18 protein-coding genes and 1 pseudogene are annotated in these 19448 nt (G+C 68.8%); 7 read left to right on the forward strand and 12 right to left on the reverse strand.

Annotated features, from left to right (window positions below; translation table 11 throughout):
• Positions 1 to 223 precede the first annotated feature (223 nt).
• The 3 genes from M446_RS13760 (at position 224) to M446_RS13770 (ending at position 5509) form a co-directional block, all read left to right on the forward strand.
• Positions 224 to 3100, forward strand: a complete 2877-nt coding sequence (locus M446_RS13760) for an AMP-binding protein (RefSeq protein ID WP_012332698.1) — start codon at positions 224 to 226, stop codon at positions 3098 to 3100.
• 3 nt (positions 3101 to 3103) lie between these two features.
• A complete protein-coding gene (locus tag M446_RS13765; protein WP_012332699.1) occupies positions 3104 to 4942 on the forward strand; it encodes an AMP-dependent synthetase/ligase in 1839 nt (612 codons plus the stop codon).
• Positions 4943 to 5269: 327 nt separating this feature from the next.
• On the forward strand, positions 5270 to 5509 hold the full coding sequence (locus tag M446_RS13770; protein WP_012332700.1) for a hypothetical protein: 240 nt from the start codon (positions 5270 to 5272) through the stop codon (positions 5507 to 5509).
• Positions 5510 to 5561: 52 nt separating this feature from the next.
• Here the strand turns inward: M446_RS13770 and M446_RS38140 are convergent, their stop codons facing one another.
• The 3 genes from M446_RS38140 to M446_RS13780 all read right to left on the reverse strand — a co-directional run bounded on the left by M446_RS38140 (position 5562) and on the right by M446_RS13780 (position 7129).
• Entirely contained in the window at positions 5562 to 5702 is a 141-nt protein-coding gene (locus tag M446_RS38140; protein WP_012332701.1) for a hypothetical protein, read from the reverse strand.
• Positions 5703 to 5925: 223 nt separating this feature from the next.
• On the reverse strand, positions 5926 to 6261 hold the full coding sequence (locus M446_RS13775; RefSeq protein ID WP_012332702.1) for a c-type cytochrome: 336 nt from the start codon (positions 6259 to 6261) through the stop codon (positions 5926 to 5928).
• Positions 6262 to 6313: 52 nt separating this feature from the next.
• Positions 6314 to 7129 (reverse strand): universal stress protein, encoded by an 816-nt coding sequence (locus M446_RS13780; protein WP_012332703.1) that lies wholly within the window; start codon positions 7127 to 7129, stop codon positions 6314 to 6316.
• Positions 7130 to 7342: 213 nt separating this feature from the next.
• Between M446_RS13780 and M446_RS13785 the strand changes: the two genes are divergently transcribed.
• A complete protein-coding gene (locus M446_RS13785) occupies positions 7343 to 7993 on the forward strand; it encodes a BON domain-containing protein (RefSeq protein WP_012332704.1) in 651 nt (216 codons plus the stop codon).
• 496 nt (positions 7994 to 8489) lie between these two features.
• The gene (locus M446_RS37165) at positions 8490 to 8948 is read left to right on the forward strand and encodes a cytochrome c (RefSeq protein ID WP_012332705.1); all 459 of its coding nucleotides are present in this window, start codon (positions 8490 to 8492) and stop codon (positions 8946 to 8948) included.
• A gap of 331 nt (positions 8949 to 9279) precedes the next feature.
• Here M446_RS37165 and M446_RS35265 read toward each other — a convergent pair whose 3' ends face one another.
• The 5 genes and pseudogenes from M446_RS35265 to M446_RS13810 all read right to left on the reverse strand — a co-directional run bounded on the left by M446_RS35265 (position 9280) and on the right by M446_RS13810 (position 12570).
• Positions 9280 to 10320, reverse strand: coding sequence for an ABC transporter substrate-binding protein (locus M446_RS35265; RefSeq protein WP_168169155.1), 1041 nt, complete (start codon positions 10318 to 10320; stop codon positions 9280 to 9282).
• A 917-nt stretch (positions 10321 to 11237) separates the two neighbouring features.
• Positions 11238 to 11435 carry a hypothetical protein gene (locus M446_RS13795; protein ID WP_012332707.1) on the reverse strand — a complete coding sequence of 66 codons (198 nt, stop codon included), beginning with the start codon at positions 11433 to 11435 and terminating at the stop codon, positions 11238 to 11240.
• Positions 11432 to 11698, reverse strand: coding sequence for a hypothetical protein (locus M446_RS13800; protein ID WP_012332708.1), 267 nt, complete (start codon positions 11696 to 11698; stop codon positions 11432 to 11434). Before M446_RS13800 ends, M446_RS13795 begins: the two co-directional genes overlap by 4 nt.
• A 25-nt stretch (positions 11699 to 11723) precedes the next feature.
• Positions 11724 to 12133: pseudogene (locus M446_RS38915) on the reverse strand (hypothetical protein); the annotation flags it as partial.
• A gap of 116 nt (positions 12134 to 12249) precedes the next feature.
• The gene (locus tag M446_RS13810) at positions 12250 to 12570 is read right to left on the reverse strand and encodes a hypothetical protein (RefSeq protein ID WP_012332709.1); all 321 of its coding nucleotides are present in this window, start codon (positions 12568 to 12570) and stop codon (positions 12250 to 12252) included.
• Positions 12571 to 13185: 615 nt separating this feature from the next.
• Between M446_RS13810 and M446_RS13815 the strand changes: the two genes are divergently transcribed.
• On the forward strand, positions 13186 to 13704 hold the full coding sequence (locus M446_RS13815) for a Cache 3/Cache 2 fusion domain-containing protein (RefSeq protein ID WP_043702402.1): 519 nt from the start codon (positions 13186 to 13188) through the stop codon (positions 13702 to 13704).
• Positions 13705 to 14221: 517 nt separating this feature from the next.
• Positions 14222 to 14455: a hypothetical protein gene (locus tag M446_RS37175; protein WP_150108654.1), complete on the forward strand. Its 234-nt coding sequence runs from the start codon at positions 14222 to 14224 to the stop codon at positions 14453 to 14455.
• Here the strand turns inward: M446_RS37175 and M446_RS13820 are convergent.
• The 4 genes from M446_RS13820 to M446_RS13840 all read right to left on the reverse strand — a co-directional run bounded on the left by M446_RS13820 (position 14439) and on the right by M446_RS13840 (position 19299).
• Positions 14439 to 15164 carry a recombinase family protein gene (locus tag M446_RS13820; protein ID WP_012332710.1) on the reverse strand — a complete coding sequence of 242 codons (726 nt, stop codon included), beginning with the start codon at positions 15162 to 15164 and terminating at the stop codon, positions 14439 to 14441. The two genes, M446_RS37175 and M446_RS13820, sit on opposite strands and share 17 nt — an antisense overlap.
• Before the next feature lie 942 nt (positions 15165 to 16106).
• Positions 16107 to 17042: a class I SAM-dependent methyltransferase gene (locus M446_RS13830; protein WP_012332711.1), complete on the reverse strand. Its 936-nt coding sequence runs from the start codon at positions 17040 to 17042 to the stop codon at positions 16107 to 16109.
• Positions 17039 to 17992, reverse strand: a complete 954-nt coding sequence (locus M446_RS13835; RefSeq protein ID WP_012332712.1) for a class I SAM-dependent methyltransferase — start codon at positions 17990 to 17992, stop codon at positions 17039 to 17041. Before M446_RS13835 ends, M446_RS13830 begins: the two co-directional genes overlap by 4 nt.
• Complete coding sequence (locus tag M446_RS13840; protein WP_012332713.1) at positions 17992 to 19299, reverse strand: glycosyltransferase; 1308 nt, start codon at positions 19297 to 19299, stop codon at positions 17992 to 17994. The genes M446_RS13835 and M446_RS13840 overlap by 1 nt, the downstream gene beginning before the upstream one ends.
• Between the last annotated feature and the right edge of the window lie 149 nt (positions 19300 to 19448).

Raw genomic sequence — 19448 nt, forward strand, 5'->3', positions numbered from 1 at the left:
CTCGGCCGCACCGGCCTGGATCAGCAGCTTGGCGGCCGTCGACACGGGCCTGCCGAGCCGGCGGCGAGGCGCGGTCCCAGCGAGGCACGACGTCGCGACCGCCCGTTGCGCCAGATCAACGCGGCCTCGCGGGCGGATGGTACCCCTGTTCCGCGGGCCGGAAGCCCCGGGCCGGCGCGCACGGGCGGCGGGAAGTCGTGCGGGAGGTCGTGCGGGAGTCGTCTTGCCGGAGGTCGCCTTGCCGGAAGTCGCCTTGCAGAACGTAACCCCTCAGGCGGGTGATCCGGCCGAGCGGCATCGCGAGCCGACCGCGGCGGACGTCCTCGAGGTGATCCGGTCTCTCCTGCTCGAACTGCATCCTGAGCGCCGCCGCTCCCCGGCCGTGGACCTCGACAGCGACCTCGAGCGGGATCTCGGCCTCGACAGCCTCGGCCGCGCGGAGCTCCTGCTGCGCCTCTCGCGCCGCTTCCGGATCCTGCTGCCGGAGCGGCTCATCGGCGAGGCCTCCACGCCGGACGACCTGCTCGCGGCCCTCCGGTCCGCCGGTGCGGCGCCCCGTCCGGGGGCCGTGCCGTCCCGCACCGAGGCCCTCCCCCCGGCATCCGAGCCGCACCGGGCCGAGACTTGGCCCGAGGTGCTCGCCTTCCACGTCCGCCACCATCCGGACCGGCCCCACCTGCGCCTTCGTGAGGGGCCCGACGCCGAGACCGTCCTCACCTACGCGGACCTCGACCGGCGGGCGCGCCGCGTCGCGGCCGGCTTGCTCGGCCACGGCCTCGCACCCGGCGACCGGGTCGCCATCATGCTGCCGACCGGACCCGACTTCTTCCCGGCTTTCTTCGGCTGCCTTCTCGCGGGCGGTGTCCCGGTGCCGCTCTATCCGCCGTTCCGGCGCGCCCAGGTCCAGGACCACCTCGAGCGCCAAGCCGGCATCCTGACGAATGCCGCCCCCGGGATCCTGATCACCGATTCGGCGGTCGCACCCTTCGCCCGGCTGCTGCCGGACCGCGTCGAGGGATTGCGGGTGCTGACGACCGCGGCGGACCTCGCCGACGCGGAGCCCCTGGCCGAGCCCGTGCCGGCGACGGGCGCGAGCCTCGCGCTGATCCAGTACACCTCCGGCAGCACCGGCGATCCGAAGGGCGTGACGCTGACGCACGCCAACCTGCTCGCCAATGTCCGCGCCATGGGCGAGGCGCTCGGCGCCTCCTCGGCGGACGTCGTGGTGAGCTGGCTGCCGCTCTACCACGACATGGGGCTGATCGGCTGCTGGCTGGGAAGCCTCTACTTCGGCGCGCCCGCCGTGATCCTGCCGCCCCTGGCCTTCCTGGCCGATCCCGGAAGCTGGCTGTGGGCGATCCACCGGCACCGCGGGACGATCTCCGCCGCTCCGAACTTCGCCTACGAGCTCTGCCTCAAGAGCCTGCGCGACGAGGATGTCGCGGGACTCGACCTCGGCTCCCTGCGCGTCCTCACCAACGGCGCCGAGCCGGTGAGCCCCGACACCCTGGCGCGGTTCGCCCGGCGCTTCGGCGCCTTCGGCCTGCAGACCTCCGCCCTCACCCCGGTCTACGGCCTCGCCGAATGTGCGGTCGGACTGGCCTTCCCGCCGCTCGGACGGGGGCCGCGCATCGACTGGATCGACCGCGCGGCGCTGTCGCGCGAGGGAACCGCGCGCCCCGCCCCGCCCGGCGAGGCGGGGTCGACCGCCTTCGCGGCCTGCGGGCGCCCGTTGCGCGGCCACCAGATCCGCATCGTGGACGAGGCCGGACGCGAACTGCCCGAGCGGCGGGAGGGCCGCCTCCAGTTCAGGGGGCCGTCCGCCACGGCCGGCTACTTCCGCAAGCCAGAGGCCACGCGCGTCCTGTTCGCCGGAGACTGGCTGGAGAGCGGCGACCTCGCCTACATGGCGGGCGGCGACGTCTACGTCACGGGGCGCACCAAGGACATCGTCATCCGGGCGGGACGGAAGATCCATCCGCACGAACTCGAAGAGGCCGCGGGCGCGGTCGAGGGGGTGAGGAAGGGCTGCGTCGCGGCCTTCGCCTGCCCCGACCCGAAGACCGGGACGGAGCGGCTGATCCTCGCCGCCGAGACGCGGCTGACGGACGCGCCGGCCCTGGCGGACCTGCGCCGCGCCCTCGCCCGGGCCGCCGGGGCGGTGCTCGATCAGCCCCCCGACGAGATCCTGCTGTGCGCGCCCCACTCGGTCCCCAAGACGTCGAGCGGGAAGATCCGGCGCGCGGCGGCGCGGGCGCTCTACGAGGCGGGCGAACTCGGCCGGGCGCAGCCCGCTCTCCGGGCGCAGCTCGCGGGGCTCGCCGTCGCCGGCATCGCGGCGCGGCTGCGCCGGATCGGCCGCCTCTGGTCGGACGCGTGCTACGCGGCCCTGTGGTGGGGCGTGCTCGGGGGGCTCGGCGCCGTCCTGTGGCTCCTCGTCCTCGTCCTCCCGAACCGCACGTGGCGCTACGCCGCGCTGCGCGCGGGATCGCGCGCCTTCTTCCGCCTCACCGGGACACCCCTCGCCGTCGAGGGCAGGCCGATGGCGCGTGCCGCCATCGTGGTGGCGAACCACGCGAGCTACCTCGACGCGGCCGTTCTGGCCGCCGTCCTGCCCGGGACACCGGTCTTCCTCGCCAAGCACGAACTGGCGCGCCAGCGCGTCGCCGGACCCTTCCTGCGGCGGCTGGGAACGGCCTTCGTGCATCGCGGCACCGCCGAAGGCGTCGCGGAGACGCAGCAGGTCCTTGCGCGCGTCCGGGCGGGCGAGCAGCTGGTCGCCTTCCCGGAGGGTACCTTCACCCGGAACCCGGGCCTCCTCGGCTTCCATCTCGGCGCCTTCCTGGATGCGTGCCGGGCCGACATCCCGGTCGTGCCGGTCGCGATCACCGGCACCCGGTCGCTGCTGCGCGCCGACCAGTGGTTCCCGCGCCGCGGCGCCGTCGGGGTGCAGTTCGGCGAGCCGATCGCACCCGACGGCAGCGACTTCCACGCCGCCATCCGCCTGCGCGACCGGGCGCGCGCGGCAATCCTGGCGCGGTGCGGCGAACCGGATCTGGCCGACGAGTCCGTGATTCCCTCCGCACCGCCCACGGCCTGAGCCATGCCCCCTGTCCTCGCCACATCCGATCCCTCGCCCCGGCCGCCCGGGGCCGAGGCGGGCACGATCCCGGCCCTGCTGCAGGCGCACGCGGCCCGCCGCCCCGCGGCGACGGCTTACGTGGCGTACGATCCCGACGCGGGCCGCTTCGCGAGCGTCAGCTGGGCCGAACTGGCCGCGCGCGTCGCCGCGCGGGCCGCCGCGCTCTCCCGCGAGGGCCTGACGGCCGGCGACCGGGTCGCGCTCTGGCTGCCGAACGGCGTCGAGTGGGTGGCCTTCGACCAGGCCGCGCTCTCGCTCGGCCTCGTGGTGGTGACTCTGTTCTCCGACGACGCGCGGGCGACCACGGCCGCCCTGCTGACGGATTCGGGCGCCCGCGTCGTGGTCGCGCGCCGCGCGGAGGAGTGGCACGGCCTCCGCTCCTGCGCGGGCGCGCTCGGCACGGTGCGACGCGTCATCGTGATCGAGGAGGCCGGGGCGTCCGGTACCGCGGATCCGCGCCTGCGCGGCCTCGGGGCGTGGCTCGCGAAGGCGCGCGGGTCCCTGCCGCCCCGCGTGCCCCTCGATCCCGACGCTCTGGCGACCATCATCTACACGTCCGGGACGACGGGATTGCCGAAGGGAGTGATGCTCTCCCACCGCAACCTCCTGTCGGTGGCGCAGGCGGTGCTCGACCGCAACCCGGGGTCGGACCGGGACGTCTTCCTCTCCTACCTCCCGCTCGCGCACGTCTTCGAACGGGTGGTCGGCTGCTACCTGCCGCTGATCCTCGGGGCGCGCGTCGTGTTCGCACGCTCGGTCGAGCACCTGCCGGACGACCTCCGCGTCGCGCGCCCGACCATCCTGCTCGTGGTGCCGAGCCTCCTCGACCGCCTGCGCCGGACCGTCACCGAGAGGGCCGCGAGGACGGCGCCGACGCGCTGGCTCCTGCGCGCCGCGCTCGCACGCGGCTGGGACCTTTTCGCCGCCCGCCGCGACGGCTGCCGGCTCGGCCTCGCCCGCACCGCCGCGGGCGCCCTGCTGCGCGCCGTCGCGGCGGCGCCGATCCGCCGCTCGCTCGGCGGCCGCCTACGGCTCGCGGTCTCGGGCGGGGCCCCGCTTCCGGACGAGACGGCGCGCTTCTGCCTCGGCCTCGGCCTGCCCCTCGTCGAAGGCTATGGCCTGACCGAGGCGGCCTCGGCGGTCACCGGATTTCAGGTCGGCCGGACGGTGCCGGGCTCCGTCGGTCCGCCCCTGCCCGGGATGGAGGTGCGCATCGCCGACACGGGCGAGATCCTCGTGCGCTCGCCGGGCGTGATGATCGGGTACTGGCGCCGCCCGGATCTGACGGCGCAAGTCCTGCACGGCGGCTGGCTGTACACCGGCGACCTCGGCGTCCTGCGAGGCGGGTGCCTCTACGTCGCCGGCCGAAAGAAGGAGATGATCGTCCTGTCGACCGGCGAGAAGGTCTCGCCCGAGGCCGTCGAGGCCGCGATCACGCGCGATCCCCTGTTCCGGCAGGCCATGGCGGTGGGAGAAGGCCAGTCGCGCCTCACGGTTCTGGCCGTCGTTGATGAAGCCGCGTGGGCGCCGCTCGCGCGCCGTCTCGGTCTCGATCCGGAGGCCGAGGACGCGCTCGACCGCCCGGCCGCGCGGCAGGCCGCGCTGGCGCGGATCGCCGCGGCGCTGGAGGGCTGTCCCCGCGCCGCCCGCGTGAAGGACGTCCGCCTCCAGCGCACGCCCTGGACCGTCGAGGCCGGCCTCGTCACGCCGACCCGAAAGCTGCGCCGGGCCGCCCTGCTTGGCCGCTTCGCGAACGAGATCGCGGCCATGCGGGGCGGCCCCGCGGCCCCGGCAGGCTGAGAGCGGAGCGGTGCCGGTCTCCCTATCCGCCTTGCGCTGGATCAAGGCCGTGCCGCGCCCGCGCGAGCACGATCTCCGGCACTCGCCATGGGCCTGATCGCATACGCATCATCGCCTCCGAATTCCGCAAGATCGTCTCGGATGATACCGGGCACCACCCCTGCATTCTCCCGTCGAGATACGCAGTCCAGGCGCCTTCGGAGAATCAGGCCGCTGCGGATATCGAGGCGAGGCTGTGTGGCCGGCTGGGCGTGACCGATGAGCGGGTCCGCGCCGATAGCTGCGACCGCGCGAGATCTCGGACAGCGTCGCTTGAGGAGGACGACGATGAACTCATCCCTGACGGAGCCCGTATATTGGCAGGGCCGGCAATGGGCCGTGACCGGCTACGGCATCGAGACGCTCGATGGCATGTACCACGTCGCGGCCGCGGAGGTCGGCGCGGTCGGCGACGCGCCGCCTCGGTGGCTCGACGCCCTCTGGCGCCGCTACGGGACCGATCGTGACGACCTGAGCGCCGCGCTGGCCGTGGCCCGGCAGGTTTTCGCCTGCCCGGACGCGGCGTGACGCCGGGATCCTGCGGGCGAGGGCTCGATTGTCCCCCTCGCGGCACTCCCGTTCACCGGGGCGCTACGGCAGCCTCGGTCTCGCTGGAGGGGGCATTGGCCCAGGCCGCCGCGATCACGCGGACCACGACGCGGAGCGTCCAAATCCTGTTCGCGAGGCCGAGGGTGCTCTGCGCGGCCAGGGCCGTCATCATGCCGGCCGCGGTCCCGCATGCGAAAGGTGCGGCACTCTCCCGCGCGAGAGCCTGTTTTCCGCGCGAGAGCCTGTTTTCCGCGCGAGAGCCTGTTTTCCGCGCGAGAGCCTGTTTTCCGCGCGAGAGCCTGTTTTCCGCGCGAGAGCCTGTTTTCCGCGCGAGAGCCTGTTTTCCGGGCAGAAGCCCGGCGATGAGGTCGGTCGCGTGCAATCCGATGCCGCCCTCAGCGCCGGAGGGACTTGAGATAAGCGGTCAGATCCGAGGCTTCGTCCGGTTCGAGGCGGAACTCCGGCATGGCGGGGTGCCGATACGCGACGCCCTCGACCAGGACGTCGGCGAGATCGTCGACCGGGACCCGCCCGGCGAGGTCGCGGAATGGGGGTGCCGCGCGCAGGCGGCTCCTCCCCGAGCGATCGACTGCGTGGCAGCGCGCGCAGTGCACCAGCGCAAAGGACAGGCCCCGTTCGGCCTTCGCATCGCGGGCCGATGCGGCGAGGGCCGGCCAGACTGAGACCGCCGCGAAGAAGGCGAAGAGGCTGACAAGGCCCGCGCGCATCATACCGTTCTCCTTCGCGTCCGCGTCGTCCGGCAGCCTCTCCGCCGCCGCAAGGTCAGTGGGACAGGAGGCAGCAGACCGGCGCCGACAGCAGGAGGTTTCGCGTCACGCCACCGAAGATCCACTCAGCCAGCCGCGCGTGGCCGTAGGCCCCGCTCACAATCAGGTCGGCCTCGTTCTCTCGCGCGAAATCCAGGATGGCATCGGCCACGCGCTCGCCCGTCCGGGACAGCAGGTGCGCCGTGGCGCGCGCGCCATGGCTGCCGAGATGCGCGGCGACCTCCTCCGTGCCCTCGTCGAAGCCGCCGTCGCGCACGCTGACGACGAGCACCTGATCGGCCTGGCCGATGAAGCCGAGCGCTGCGGAGACCGCCCGGCGCGCCTCGACAGTGTCCTTCCAGGCGACCACGATGCGAGAGCCCGGCGCGCTGGTAACGCCCGGCGGCGCGACGAGCACGGGCCGGCCGACCTGCAGGACAAGCGGCCCCGGCGCGACGCCGAGCGCGCCGGGATCGGGGTCGTTTTCGCCGCGGCGGCTCACCACCAGGAGGTCGGCACTGCGCGCGTAGCGCACCATGTACGTCTGAGGATCCCACGCAGCCTGGTGCCAAGCGAGGCGAAGGCCGCTCCCCGCGTGACGCTCGAAGCGGGCGCGCATGCTCCCCAGCTCCGCCCGAACGAGTTGGGCGTTCGCCTCGAACCGGATCTCGGCGTCGTGCACGTCGGTGACGAGGAGCGGATAGGGAACCTCCCGCGCCGCGATGCCGGTCAGCCTGCTCCGGAACTTGCGGGCGAGGTTGGCGGCGAGTTTCACTCGGTCGGAGGCGGCCTCTCCTGGATCCAGCGAGACCAGAACATTCGCATACGTCATCGCGGCCTCCCTGCACGGCGGCCATTCCCGAACCGGGACATCCTCCACCCGGATCGCGCACGCTCCATTGATCCAGCGCAAGGGACCGTCTCCGCATGCCGCCAGCACCGGCATCGGGGCGCGCCGGTCTTGCGCTGGATCAAGGCTCGTCGGCGCGGGACGCACAGGATCGGACTCGGCCAGCCCCGCCATCATGAGACCGGGAGAGACGCCATGACCGACAAGGACCTGCGCCGCGACGTGCTCGACGAACTCGATTTCGACCCCAGTCTGGACGCGACCAATATCGGCGTAGCCGTCTCGGACGGCGTCGTCACCCTCACCGGGCACGTCGGCAGCTACGCCGAGAAAGTCGAAGCCGAACGGGCCGCGCGGGGCGTCAAGGGCGTGCGGGCGATCGCCCAGGACATTCAAGTCCGCTCCCCTGAGGCCAAGAAGGTCGAGGACGACCAGATCGCCGCGCGCGCCCTCGCGATTATCGACTGGTCCGTGCACCTCCCGAAGGACACCATACAGGTCAAGGTCGCCAAGGGCTGGATCACCCTAACCGGGACGGTGGCTTGGCAGTACCAGCTGATGGGCGCGGAGGCGGCCGTGCGCAAGCTGTCCGGCGTGGTCGGCGTGACGAACCTCATCGCGTTGAGGCCCGCGGTCAAACCGACGGCGGTCCGGGACAGGATCGTGAAAGCGTTCAAGCGCCACGCGCTCGTGGAGGCGGACGCGATCACGGTGCGGGTCGAGGGCGACAGGGTCACTCTGGAAGGGGCCGTCGCGACGATGGCGGAGCGCGACGCCGCCGAGCGGGCGGCGTGGTCGGTGCCGGGCGTGCGGTCCGTCGAGGACCGGATCGTCGCGCTCGCCTGAGGAGACCGACGACGCACGCAGCGCCCGGCTATCCTGCGCCTCACGACGTCGGGCCTCTCGGGGAGGCTGGCTCCCTGGCCGGACTGCGCCGCGTGCCCCCGTCGCCGGCGCGCTGCCCGAAGCATCCGGATGGCGGTGCCGGGTGCGGCTACGAGATCATCGCGGACCTCAGCCCGGATGGCCGCCTCGACGCAGCGCTGCGCACGAGGCTCGCGACCGCCGCCGCAACCGTCTCCGCTGGACCGGCGCGCTCGATCGCCACGGCCGCCTCGTGCACCGCGCCGGGGACGAAGGCGGCGCGACGTGGCTGATCGCCTGCGACGACCGCACGACGGAGGACCACGAAGCTCCCGCAACACCTTGGTTCGGTTCAGCCCCCCGCTTTGCACGGTGGCCTCGCCTGAACGCCGAAGGTCGAGAGATGCCGCACGACTTGGGATTCTCGGGATGATCCTGCACCGATCCGCCGCCTCCCTCCGCTGGAGATCAAGACGCCATGAAGCGAGTCATCATCCTCCTCGGCAGCGTTCTCCTGAGCCCGGTCGCCGAGAGCCAGACGACTCCGTTTGCGGAGCCGCGCTCAGTTCAAACCCCCGACTGGTCTCTCTTGAGCCTCGCGAACATCATGCAGCTGATCCAATCACGCCACATCAAGCTCTGGTACGCCGGACGGGCGCAAGATTGGGATTTAATAAATTTCGAGTCCGATCACATTTCGGATGATCTCACATCTGCGGCCATGCTCTACAAAAATATACCGCTGGAGTTCGTCTCGAATGCAAATCGAGCCCTAGCCCGCTTGAAAAAAGCCGCAAAGGAAAGAAACATACAGGGTCTACAAGCGGCTTATGCGGACCTGACCACATCTTGCAATTCCTGCCATGCGGCTGGCGGCGTTGCTTTCATTCGCATCCAGCCGCCGACGCATATGCCTTTTACAAACCAGAAATTTTAATCGGTTGGTCGATTATCGGATATCGAGGCTGCAGGGCAGGCGGTCGCGAGAATGGTGCCACTCTCCGGCCGGTTCGCGGCATCCAGATGCCCCTCGTGAGCGTCGACCAGCTGACCGCCGGAGTGATGAGGCCTGCGCGCGAAGCGCTCGAATCGTACCAAATCCGCTTGATCCCTTCGGGATGGCGGATTTGGGCTTCGCTCAGGCGCCGCGCAGGCGTGTGACACGGGATCCGCTTGATCAAGCGGATCCCGTGTCACAGCATCTTGGGCCTGCCCTGTGCCACAAGATACTAGGAATGGTAGCTCCGCGAAGCCGCGCACAGGTCTCATCATTCCATCAGCTCATCAGCACGGACGAGAATGGAGAGTGGAATTTCCAGTTGTAATGCATTAGACGTTGAAATATTAACTACAATCTCAAATGTAGTTGGCTGCTCAATGGGCAGGTCGGCCGGTCGCACCCCTTTCATAATCTTGTCAACGAGCGCCGCCGCTCGGCGAAAGACGGCCGAGTAGTTTGGGCCGAAAGAAAGGAGGCCGCCTTCCTCAACGAATTCACGAGTCGGGTAGATTCCAGGCAGCCGATAATGGTTGGCGAGCTCCACTATCTGTCTCCGCGCTTCAGTAAAAACAGAGTCATCCATCGGAACGATGGCATCCGCTCCTAACGCTCGGATGCTTTCAAACGCACCGTCGAGATCGGTCCTAGATCGTACAGAAATTACGTCTAGTTTGAGACCAAGGGCCGTTGTAGCCTTTTTTGCTTCCCTTACGTAATCAGCGCATCCAGGATTGCCGTCGCGGATCAGGAAGGCGATCCGCTGAAGAGCCGGCAGCATCTCCTTGAGCAACTCGATGCGCTTGGCCGTCAGGTCAATCTGAACCGTAGTTAGGCCGGTCACGTTCGAGCTATGTTGAGCAAGGCCGCCGCTAGCCAGCCCGGCCGCCATCGGGTCGATCCCCGCTACGAAGACAATCGGGATTGTTCCGGATGCATGCCACGCCGGAAGCACAGCCGCCGCGCCCGATGCCACGATGAGATGGACGTTCTTGCTCACCAGCTTTGCGGCCGCTTCGGGCAATTGCTCCGCCGTCGTAGCTGCCTCAAACTCGATGACCAAGTTCTTCCCCTCCACATAACCGAGCTCGCTGAGACCTTGCCGGAACGGCTCGATGAAGCTGCGAGGCGGCGTGCCGATACGCAGGAAGCCGATCCGGTAGGTGTGAAGGGATGGCTGCGCGAAGGCCGAGCGACAGGCGATTGCGCCAAGCCCCGCAACAAATGCCCGCCGCCTAATCCGCACGGGCGGCAGGGGATGCGGCGACGGCAAGGCCGCAGACGACGTTTCACGGACAATGCGCCGTCTCATTCGAAGAGTGCTGTGAGGTCGAACTGCCTCATCTGAATACTCCGAATGTTGTCGCATACCCTGCCACGACAGCACGGCCCGGGCTAGTGGCGCATCAGACGGACCATAAGTCCGCCACCCGACCCGCTCAATAGCGGCTTCAATCCTCTTCTTGAACAGGGCCGGTCCGCTGTCGGCCTGAACCGGAGCCGATGGCCTGCCAGACGCAACGCCCGAAGCAGGTCGGTTTCGGTCCGAGGCCCGCAGGCGGGCGGCGCGCGATCGCCCCGGGCGTGCGGGTGCACGATGCCTTCAATCCTCAATCATGTGGGGATGCCTTCGGCCCGCCCGGCTCCGCCCACGGCGGGCCATTCGTGTTTCTGCCGCAGATTCGGCCACGGCACGTCTCGCCCATGCCTCCGCCTGTCCACGCATGAAGCCGGGACCAAGCCTGCTTCCGTGCGTTCTCCTCCTGTAGTGAGGAGCGGCATCATGGCAAGCATAACCAAAATCTCCGCCGCCGATCGAAAGCTCTTCGCGCGAGCGGGGTTGGCGGAGCTCAACAATGCCCTGGCGAAATTGACACCCTCTAAGCGCAGGGCGTTCTGGATCGCTGTTCGGGGCTACTACGAACCTCCGCCAGAGGACCAGCACGAGTGATCTTGGTCCTGGCCCTGCCCTCCGCTCATCTGCGGGGTCTCGCGGCCTGCTCGTGGAGGCGCGGCGGGGGTTGCGGCGGCTCACAGGCGGAGAGGTAGGCGGCGTCCGTTGCGCGGCGATAGCGTGCGCGAGCTACGCGGGCCGTGTCAGGGCGGCAGCCGCGCCCGCCATAGGCGCACGGCGTGCACAACGCCCTCGATCTCGCCGGCATAGGGCAACGTCCAGGCCCGCGCCCTATCCCTCGTTCAGGGAGGCGTCGGCGATCCGGCGCTCGATCGTCAGGACGGGTCGCGCGTTGGCACTCGCAGCTCCCCCGTCACCAGCGCGATGATCTCGCGGGCGAGGGTCTGGGCATCGGTATCGCCGAGCGGGTGGTGGCCAGAGACGTCCCAGATCCGCTCCTGGATGAGCCGAGCGATCCGCAGTTCGAGCTTGTCCGGCTTGCGCGGCGGCTCTGTCGGGGTCTCGTCACTCATGCGCCTCCCTCCACCCTCGCCAGCAGGATGGCGGTGCGCACCGCCATCCGTCGCTGCGCCTCGAGGGCGTTGGTCAGGGCCAGCACCTCCCGGGCGTAGGCGTTCGCCGGGATCACCGCCGCGAGGTCCACGGCGACGCCTTCGGCGATCAGGCGCAGCCCCGGCGTGGGGCCGTCGAGGGAGGCGGCGACTGCGGATTTCACCTGCTCGTCCGTGACGGCCTTGAGCTTGAACAACTCGCCGATCGTGGGTCTGTCTGGCATCGCGCCGCCTCTCCGTCCAGGGGCATGGCCCGCGGAAGAGATCGCCCGCCGCCTTGCGGCTGAACAGGGCGAACCGGCGCCGCCGCTCCGGCCGGTCGTGCAGCATGTGCCAGTGCTGGCAGGAGGCGGCGAGGGTGCCGGGCGCGCTGTCGGCCGTGTCGTGGTTGAGGTGCGCCGTCGCCAGGACCACGCGGGTGAACCGGACGGTGTGGAGCAGGTCCTCCGGGAGCATGCGGCTGCGCAGGATCCGGCCGCGCCCGTCGCGCCGCGTCTCGGTCGCGGCGTCGAACCAGCGCCCGCCCTGAAGGCGACCCGTTGCAGGTGGGGCCGCCCGCAGCCCTCGCAGCGCCCGCCGGCGCGGCGAAAGCGGATCACGTCGGAGAGCCGGGGCCAGTCGATCGGGTCGAAGCCGCGGTGCTCGGGTCGGATCGGCACGGGTGAGATCGGCGCCCTGATCGGCGCAGGCTACGGCCGAGTTTGAGATCCCGCTAGGCCGCCTTCCCGAACTCCCAGACGGTCACGCCGCGGCAGCGCCCGGGCTTGGCCTTCCGCTAGGTCCAGAGGTGTTTTTTCAGGTACGCCTCCGCCAGCTCGAACACCGGGTAGGAGCACGGCATCATCACGCCGCAGCAGTCGCCCCGGACGATGCCGGCCTGCGGGTGCGCCGAGAACAGGGTGAGCGTGTCCCAGCCGAGCCGCGCCGCCTCGGCGCCGAACTCGTCGACGAAGCGGCGGCAGTTCTCCAGGCTGGTGGCCCACTCGTCGGGGCGGCCCCCCGGGCAGGGCGGCTGGCCGGGCGAGAGGGCGGCGAGGCCGCGGCTCCACGCGGAGACCAGGGCGGCAAGATCGGCGATCGGGTTGGCGGTCAGCATGGCGGCCCGGCACGGCCCGGGGGTGTCGGGGAGCTTGCCGCCTCGCCTCCGGCAATGCGCCCGCGCCGGTGCAGGATGCGCCTTAACAGCCGCTTCCGACCCTCGGCGGCCCTTCATGCGGCCAAGCTGATTGAGTTCAGACCCTCAGAGCAATGGCCGAGTCTCAATGGATCAAGCGGTGCACGAGAAAAGCGCAAATAGTGGGACAGCAGCGCTCATTTCCAGGATCGCATTGAGGCAAAGGAGATGACTATGGGTTATCTGAAACTTGCAGGATTGTCTATTGCTGCGGCGCTTGTGCTTGGACTGGGGAGCGGAGCAAAGGCGACTCCACTCAGCAGTTCTTCGGCCGGAGTTGCAGCATGTGAGGTGTCCGACGGATTGGTCATCAAGGCACTGACCAGGGCCGGAGTTGCGCATCGGTCGGCTCGAAGGACGGCCCGGCGTGTTAACCGCCGCCACGGCTACTAGCTGCTGGCTCAATCGCGCGCGAGGGCAGCCCATTTGCATAACTCCCACTCTAGAACGTGAGAGGCTGTCCCAGCGAGTGCCACAGGGGGACGGATTTTTCGTCTCCATTACGGGGATGTCGCGTTAGCAATAAGGGAGATGACCATGAAAGCGCCTTTGCTTACCCTATCACTCCTGGCTTTCCTGGCCAGCGCGGCCGTTCCGATACTTACCAGTGTCTACGCTGGTCCCGCCGAGGACGTGCAGGCCGCCATGCAGCGCCTGAAGTCGAAGGCCGCTACCCTCGGAGCCCCGAGCGCAAAGGGCGAGGACACCGTCGCCGGGAAGACCGTTCCGGTTCTCTATTTCGGACAGACGAAAGTGAACGGTGACTTCACTCTCGTCGATAGCGTGCAGAAGGAGGTGGGTGGAACCGAAACATTGTTCGTCAAGAGCGGTGGTGAATTCGTCCGCGTCTCAACGAATGTGAAGAAGGATGACGGATCGCGCGCCGTTGGGACCATTCTGGATCCGAAGGGCAAGGCCATCGCGGCGATCAACAAGGGCGAAGCCTATTTCGGAGAGGCCGATATTCTTGGCCACCCCTACATCACCGGCTACGAACCGATCCGTGATGCAAGCAGCGGCATTATCGGGATCTATTACGTGGGATATCCGAAATAGTGAGGCTTGGCCGCGGGAGGGGCTTGGCAAGAAGGCCGCGATGCGGCGAAGCGTTTCAATAGGACGTGCCGGTATGGAGCAATCCGGATCCGCCAAGCCCCCTCAACGGATAACGCAGCATTTTAGAACATCTCACCCTTTGAGGCCCCAGGATCTGAACTCAATCAACTTGATCATTACAACGGCTGCTTTCCACCCATAGCGGCCGGTTCGTGTGGTACGATTTGGGTATACCCCTGGAGAACCAGCCCGGAGCCGGTTCACCAAGCCCCGATTCACCATCCAAAGGAAACCGCCGATCAGGAGACCGTCTGCAGCGAACTGATCAGCCCACCCGTGTACCTGAGGGCCTACTCTGCGCCTCCACGGACGAGCAGGACGCGCAGCGCGCCCGTGCACAGCTCGAACCTTCGCTGGGCCGGCCATCCTCATCCTCTCGATGTGTGCTTTCGTACGGCAAGATAGCCTTATGCCCTCTACACCGTGGAGCGACAGCCCGCCCTAATGGAGACGGCACATGCAAGCCCAGCTCAGAGGGAAGATTAGCGACTCCTCCGAACTGCGTCTTGATGAACTGGACGCTGCTTCTGGCGGCGAAACAAAAATGGTGACCGATTTTCAATTCAAAGTTTTCGGAGTAGACATATTTGGAGGCCACTACGAGTCTGGCGGCAAGACAACAGGAACCTATTCTGGGTATTGTGTTGGATCGAGCTGCACCGCGACAAGCAACTTTACCCGTCCATCATGAACTGCCTCCTGCAATGCCGGACTGCGATTAGCCTCGGAGCCGGCCTGCCGGAAGCGATCACGGTCGAGAGTTGGGGCCGGTCGATCGGGTCGAAGCCGCGGGGCTCGCGCCGGATCGGCATCTCCCAACTCTCCCCCGCAACCTGGTTGCGTGCCCGCGCCTGCGGAAAGTCCTGGTAGAAGGTCATCCGGCTCACCCCCAGCCGCTTGGCGATCGCCGCCACCGAGATGGTGCCCGAGGCCCGCAGCGCCCGCCCGACCTCGAAGTCCCCCTCGGACGGGGCCTTGAGCCTCCCGCCCTTGCGGCCGCGGGCGAGGGCAGCCCTGTGCCCCTCCAGGGTCCGCTCGCGGCTGAGGGCGAGGAAGTACTCGGCCATGGCGCCGTGCACCTGGCGGGCGAAGCGGCCGTGGGCGGTGTCGCTGTCGAACTGCTCGGTGAGGGAGCGGAAGTGGACCTCCTGCCGGCGCAGGCCGTCGATGGTGGGCATCGTCTCGACCAGGGAGCGACCGAGGCGGTCGAGCTTCCAGATTACGCGCACGTCGTCGGGACGGAGATAAGGCGAGGGCGGCCTCGAACTCGGGTCGCTTGGTGCCGCCGTGCCGGACTTCTTCTCCTCGAAGACGCGCTGGCCTCCGGCGCGGGCGAGGGCATCGCGCTGGAGGTCGAGGTTCTGGTCGTGGGTTGAGACGCGGGCGTATCCGACGAGCATGTCAGGATGGTCTCGCGGGAGGGTATTGCCGACAGTCGTTTTGTTTACACACCGGTTCGCGATTGAGTTCAGGCGTGTCTCGCTTGGGTCCCGATAAGGGCCTGATGGGGTGCTGAGTGCCGCCTGACGTTCGGCGCCGGCCACAGTTGGTGTTTCACGCCAATGTCTCGCTTGAGCACGCCGTTGCGTGACACGAGACCCTGAGGGTGGCGGCCGGGCCATGGGAGCGCCGGTCGCTTCGGAGCCCAGCCGCCTGCCGTACCATCCCGCAACCGGGAGAAGAAGCCGCGGCGGCACGACCAGTCTCAGCTACCGCACGACTGCGGCGAAGGAAGAGCGCCGGCACGAGCGAGATCCCGGCCGGCGCGAAGTTCAGTTTCCGTCCCCTGTCAGCGTCCTCGCGAGCCCTGGCGTGCTCGATACCGGCGCGCTGGGCCTGCTCGGCGGCAACGGCCTGGGCCTGGACAGTCGCCGCCATAAAGCCGATCAGCGCGTCCCTAACGGCCTGCTGTTTCGGATCCGTAGTGGCGCCGTCCAAAGTCAAACAATTGGCGACCACGAGGACGATGACGCCTCAGCGCGTGAGCCCGCGGACCTCCCGCAGACGTCCCTAGAGTAGCAGCTGATTCGATTGACCTACCTCATATGCAGCGTGTCGCCCCGGCGCAGGAGTTCGAGCAGCCTGGGTCTTAAATTTGGAGATGATCCGGGATCCGCTTGATCGAAGCGGATCCCGGATCACAAGCCTGCGCGGCGCCTGAGCGACGCCGACATCCGCATTGCGAAGCAATCAACCGGATGTCGAATGAGATCCGTATAAGTCAACGTTCGTAAGCCGAAAGTACCTCATACAGGCGGGTTTTCGCTGTCTTGCCAAGAGTTCGTATGGGAATGCCCATGCAGACACAACTGGTGCATTGAGTGCACCTTAAGGCGGATCGATCATGCGATTGCGGGCTTGCGCGCCACCAGCAGCAGTGATGCACCCTCATCATCGGGGCGGAACGGCTCCGGCTTGAGCTTCCGCATCACGAACCCACCCATGAAGCCGATCAGCGCGGAGGCGTGCCACGCCCAGGAGTGCCGATAATGAACCTGGCGGCATTTCACCGGTGAGCAGCGCTCCATCCAGTACACGATCGCATCCACGTCGCTCCAGGGCGCGATCTCGACCGCGGCGCTGACCAGACCGGCGCGGGCTGCGACCGCCTCAAGCGCCGCCTTTGTCCACCACGTGAGGTGATGCGGCACCGCGTTGATCAGGTAGTTCGGGATCCGGGTGTGCGCCGCCGGCACGTGCGGCACTCCGACGATCACGGTGCCACCTGGTCGCACCGCCCGCATCATCGCCTCTACCATCGCCACCGGCTGCTCGACGTGCTCTAGCACCTGGAAAGCGGTGACCACGTCGTAGTGGCCGGCATGCGTCCGCAGGTGGTCGTCCAAGTTCTCGATCCGGGCCCAGGACGCGCCGGGCTCGCCGGAGAAGTGCGGGTCCAGACCCGTGTAGTCGGCGTGGCGCACCTCGTGGCGGAACGCGCCGAAGCCGCAGCCAACATCAAGCACCCGGTTGCCCGCCGCAACGTGGCGGGCGGCCAGTCGGAACTCGGCCCGCGGGTGTCCTTCGCGCGGGTAGTGGCGGATATTCAGACGGCTGTAGAGGGTCGTGTAGAAGCCGGCATCCCCCTGCCGCATGGGGTCGAAGAAGTAGAGGCCGGTCGGCGACTCCCACAGGCCGAAGCGCGTTACGCCGCGGAAGCTCGGGCGCACATCGACCCGCAGCGTGTAGCGCCAGAGGTCCGCGAGCAGGCGCGCGCTCACCCACTGCACGAGGCGGACCGCTGGTTCGCCCGTGACGGGACAGGGTGGGGTCGTCATGGGGTGTCCTGCAAGTCAGTGGAGAGGTCAACGGTGCGCCGAGCGACTAGCAGCAGGGCGACGCCCTCGTCCGTTCCCGGCTTTGGTAGGGGTAGGAAGGACGCCGCGACGACTCCGCCAAGCGCTCCGACCAGGGCCGCAGCGTACCAGGACCAAGCGTGGCGGTAGTAGTGCGCGCGGCAGCGCACGGGCGAGAGGCGCGCCATCCAGTGCACGAAGACATCGCCACGAGACCATGCGGATTCCCGCACGATGGCGTCGGTCAGTCCGACGCGGCGGGCGAGCGCCACCAAAGCCGGCTTGGTCCACCATGTCAGGTGGTGGGGCACGGCGTTGGTGAGCCAGTTCGGAATGCCGGTCTGCGCCGAGGGGACGTGCGGCACGCCGGCAATGACGAGGCCGCCCGGCCGCGCGGCCCGCGCCATCTCAGCCATGAGGCTGACCGGGTCGGTCACGTGCTCCAACACCTGGAAGGCACAGACGACGTCGTAGCTCCCCGCGTGCCTCACGAGATGGTCGCTCAGGAGCTCTGCCCGTGCCCAGGGACGATCCTCCCCGCCAGCAAAATGCGGGTCGAGCCCGACGTAAGTCGCGTGAGGCACGTGATGCCGGAAGGCCCCGAAACCACATCCGACATCAAGCACCCGGTCGGCGGGCCGCACGTAGGCGGCTGCGGTCCGAAACTCGTCGCGATCGGGGTCCCGCAGGTACTGGCGCATGCCACGGCTCCGGTAGAAGGCCGCGTAAAAGTCCGCGTCGCCCGCCCGCATCGGGTCGAAGAAGTGGAGGCCGGTCGGCGACTCCCACAGGCCAAAGCGCGTCGTGCCGGAGAAGCTTGAGCGCGGATCAGCCCGGAATAAGAGCCGCCACAGGGCGGTGAGGTGGCGGGCGCTGACCCATTGCACGAGGCGCACGGCGGGCTCACCGGTGACTGGGCAGGATGGCGGCATCAGGTCGCCCCCGCGCGCGCGGTGTGCCGCTCGATCAGGTCCGCGGCGGCGCTGACTCCCGGTTCGCGCGCCATCGCCGTCGCGATCGCCACCACAGCCGCAGAGCGAGTTCCGGCCGCAGCTCGGGCGATCCGCCCGGCGAGGTCCTCCGGTGTCACGCGGCCGAGCGCCACGGGAGCCTCGCCCGCTCCAACTTCGGCGACGCGGCGACCCCAGTAGAACTGGTCGCCCAGCACCGGCAGCACCACGTTCGGCCGCCCGGCCCGAAGCGCCGCGGCCGTCGTTCCCGCTCCGCCGTGGTGAACGACCGCGGCGACATGGGGAAAGAGCAAGGCATGGTCGCTCTCCTGGATCGGTAGGATGCGGTTCTCAGCAGTGTGGTCGTCCGGCATCGGGCCGGCAAGGGCGAGCCTGCCCGACCCCGTGTGAAGGATCGCCCGCCCGCCCCAGAGGTCGAGCGCGCGCCGCACCACCTCGGTGTTGCGCTTGGCGCCCCAGAGCATGGAGCCGAACCCGATGTAGACCGGCGGAGGTCCGGCATCGAGGAAATGCCGGATCTTCTCGGGCAGCGCTGCTGCGGGATCCTGCTCCCGGAACCAGAAGCCGGTCTGCGTCGCCGGAACGGGCCAGTCCTTGGCGGGCGGGCTCAGCGCGGCGCTGTAGGCGAGCACCACGGGTGTTTCGGAAAGGCCGTGCGTGACCGGGTTCGTGAGCAGGTGCAGGTCTCCACCCACGCCGCAGCGCCGCAGCGCCCGCAGCGGGCCGTGCATCAAGGGCGTGAGCAGGCGAAACACCTCGTAGGAAAGGCGGTTGCCGACTCGCCCGAGGTTACGTCCGCCGAACAGTGAGAGGCTCTCCCGCGTTGTTGGCAACAGGGGCTGGCACATCACCAGCAAGGATGCGATGCCCCTCGCGCGCGCGATGGCTCCGGCGAAGAACCCAAAGCTGTTGTAAACCACGAGGTCGGCCCGGCCGACCTCGTCAAGGGCGCCGAGCATGAGGTCAGTGATTTGCGCCTCGACCCGGCCAGCAAGGGCACGCACATTTCGCAGCAGGCCGGACCGGGGTACGAAATTGCTGCGAAACAGCTCGTCGAAGGCCGGGTCGCGCAGCACCTCGGCAAAGGGTACTCCCATGGTGACGGGATCAAGACCGAAGCGGCGTACCAGCCCGGCGTAGTCGCTGGTGGTCAAGATGCGGACGGCGTGACCCCGCGCCTGCAGCTCGCGGCCGAGCACACAGAAGGGCTGTACGTCGCCTCTGGTTCCGAAGCTGACGAGGAGCATGCGGCGCGCGGGAACCGACATAGCTATCTGCCTCCGCCGCAGCTGCATCGCTGAGGGTGAAGTCGCTGGCTGCCTGCCGGGCAGAGACAAGCCACGCCTGCCGCTGCAACCTCCCCGGAGGCTTGAGGCGGCGTGAGGAAGTATGCCGCTTCGCGCGTTAGTTTACCCGA

Origin of the sequence: Methylobacterium sp. 4-46 (assembly GCF_000019365.1) — a bacterium.
Lineage (GTDB): Bacteria > Pseudomonadota > Alphaproteobacteria > Rhizobiales > Beijerinckiaceae > Methylobacterium.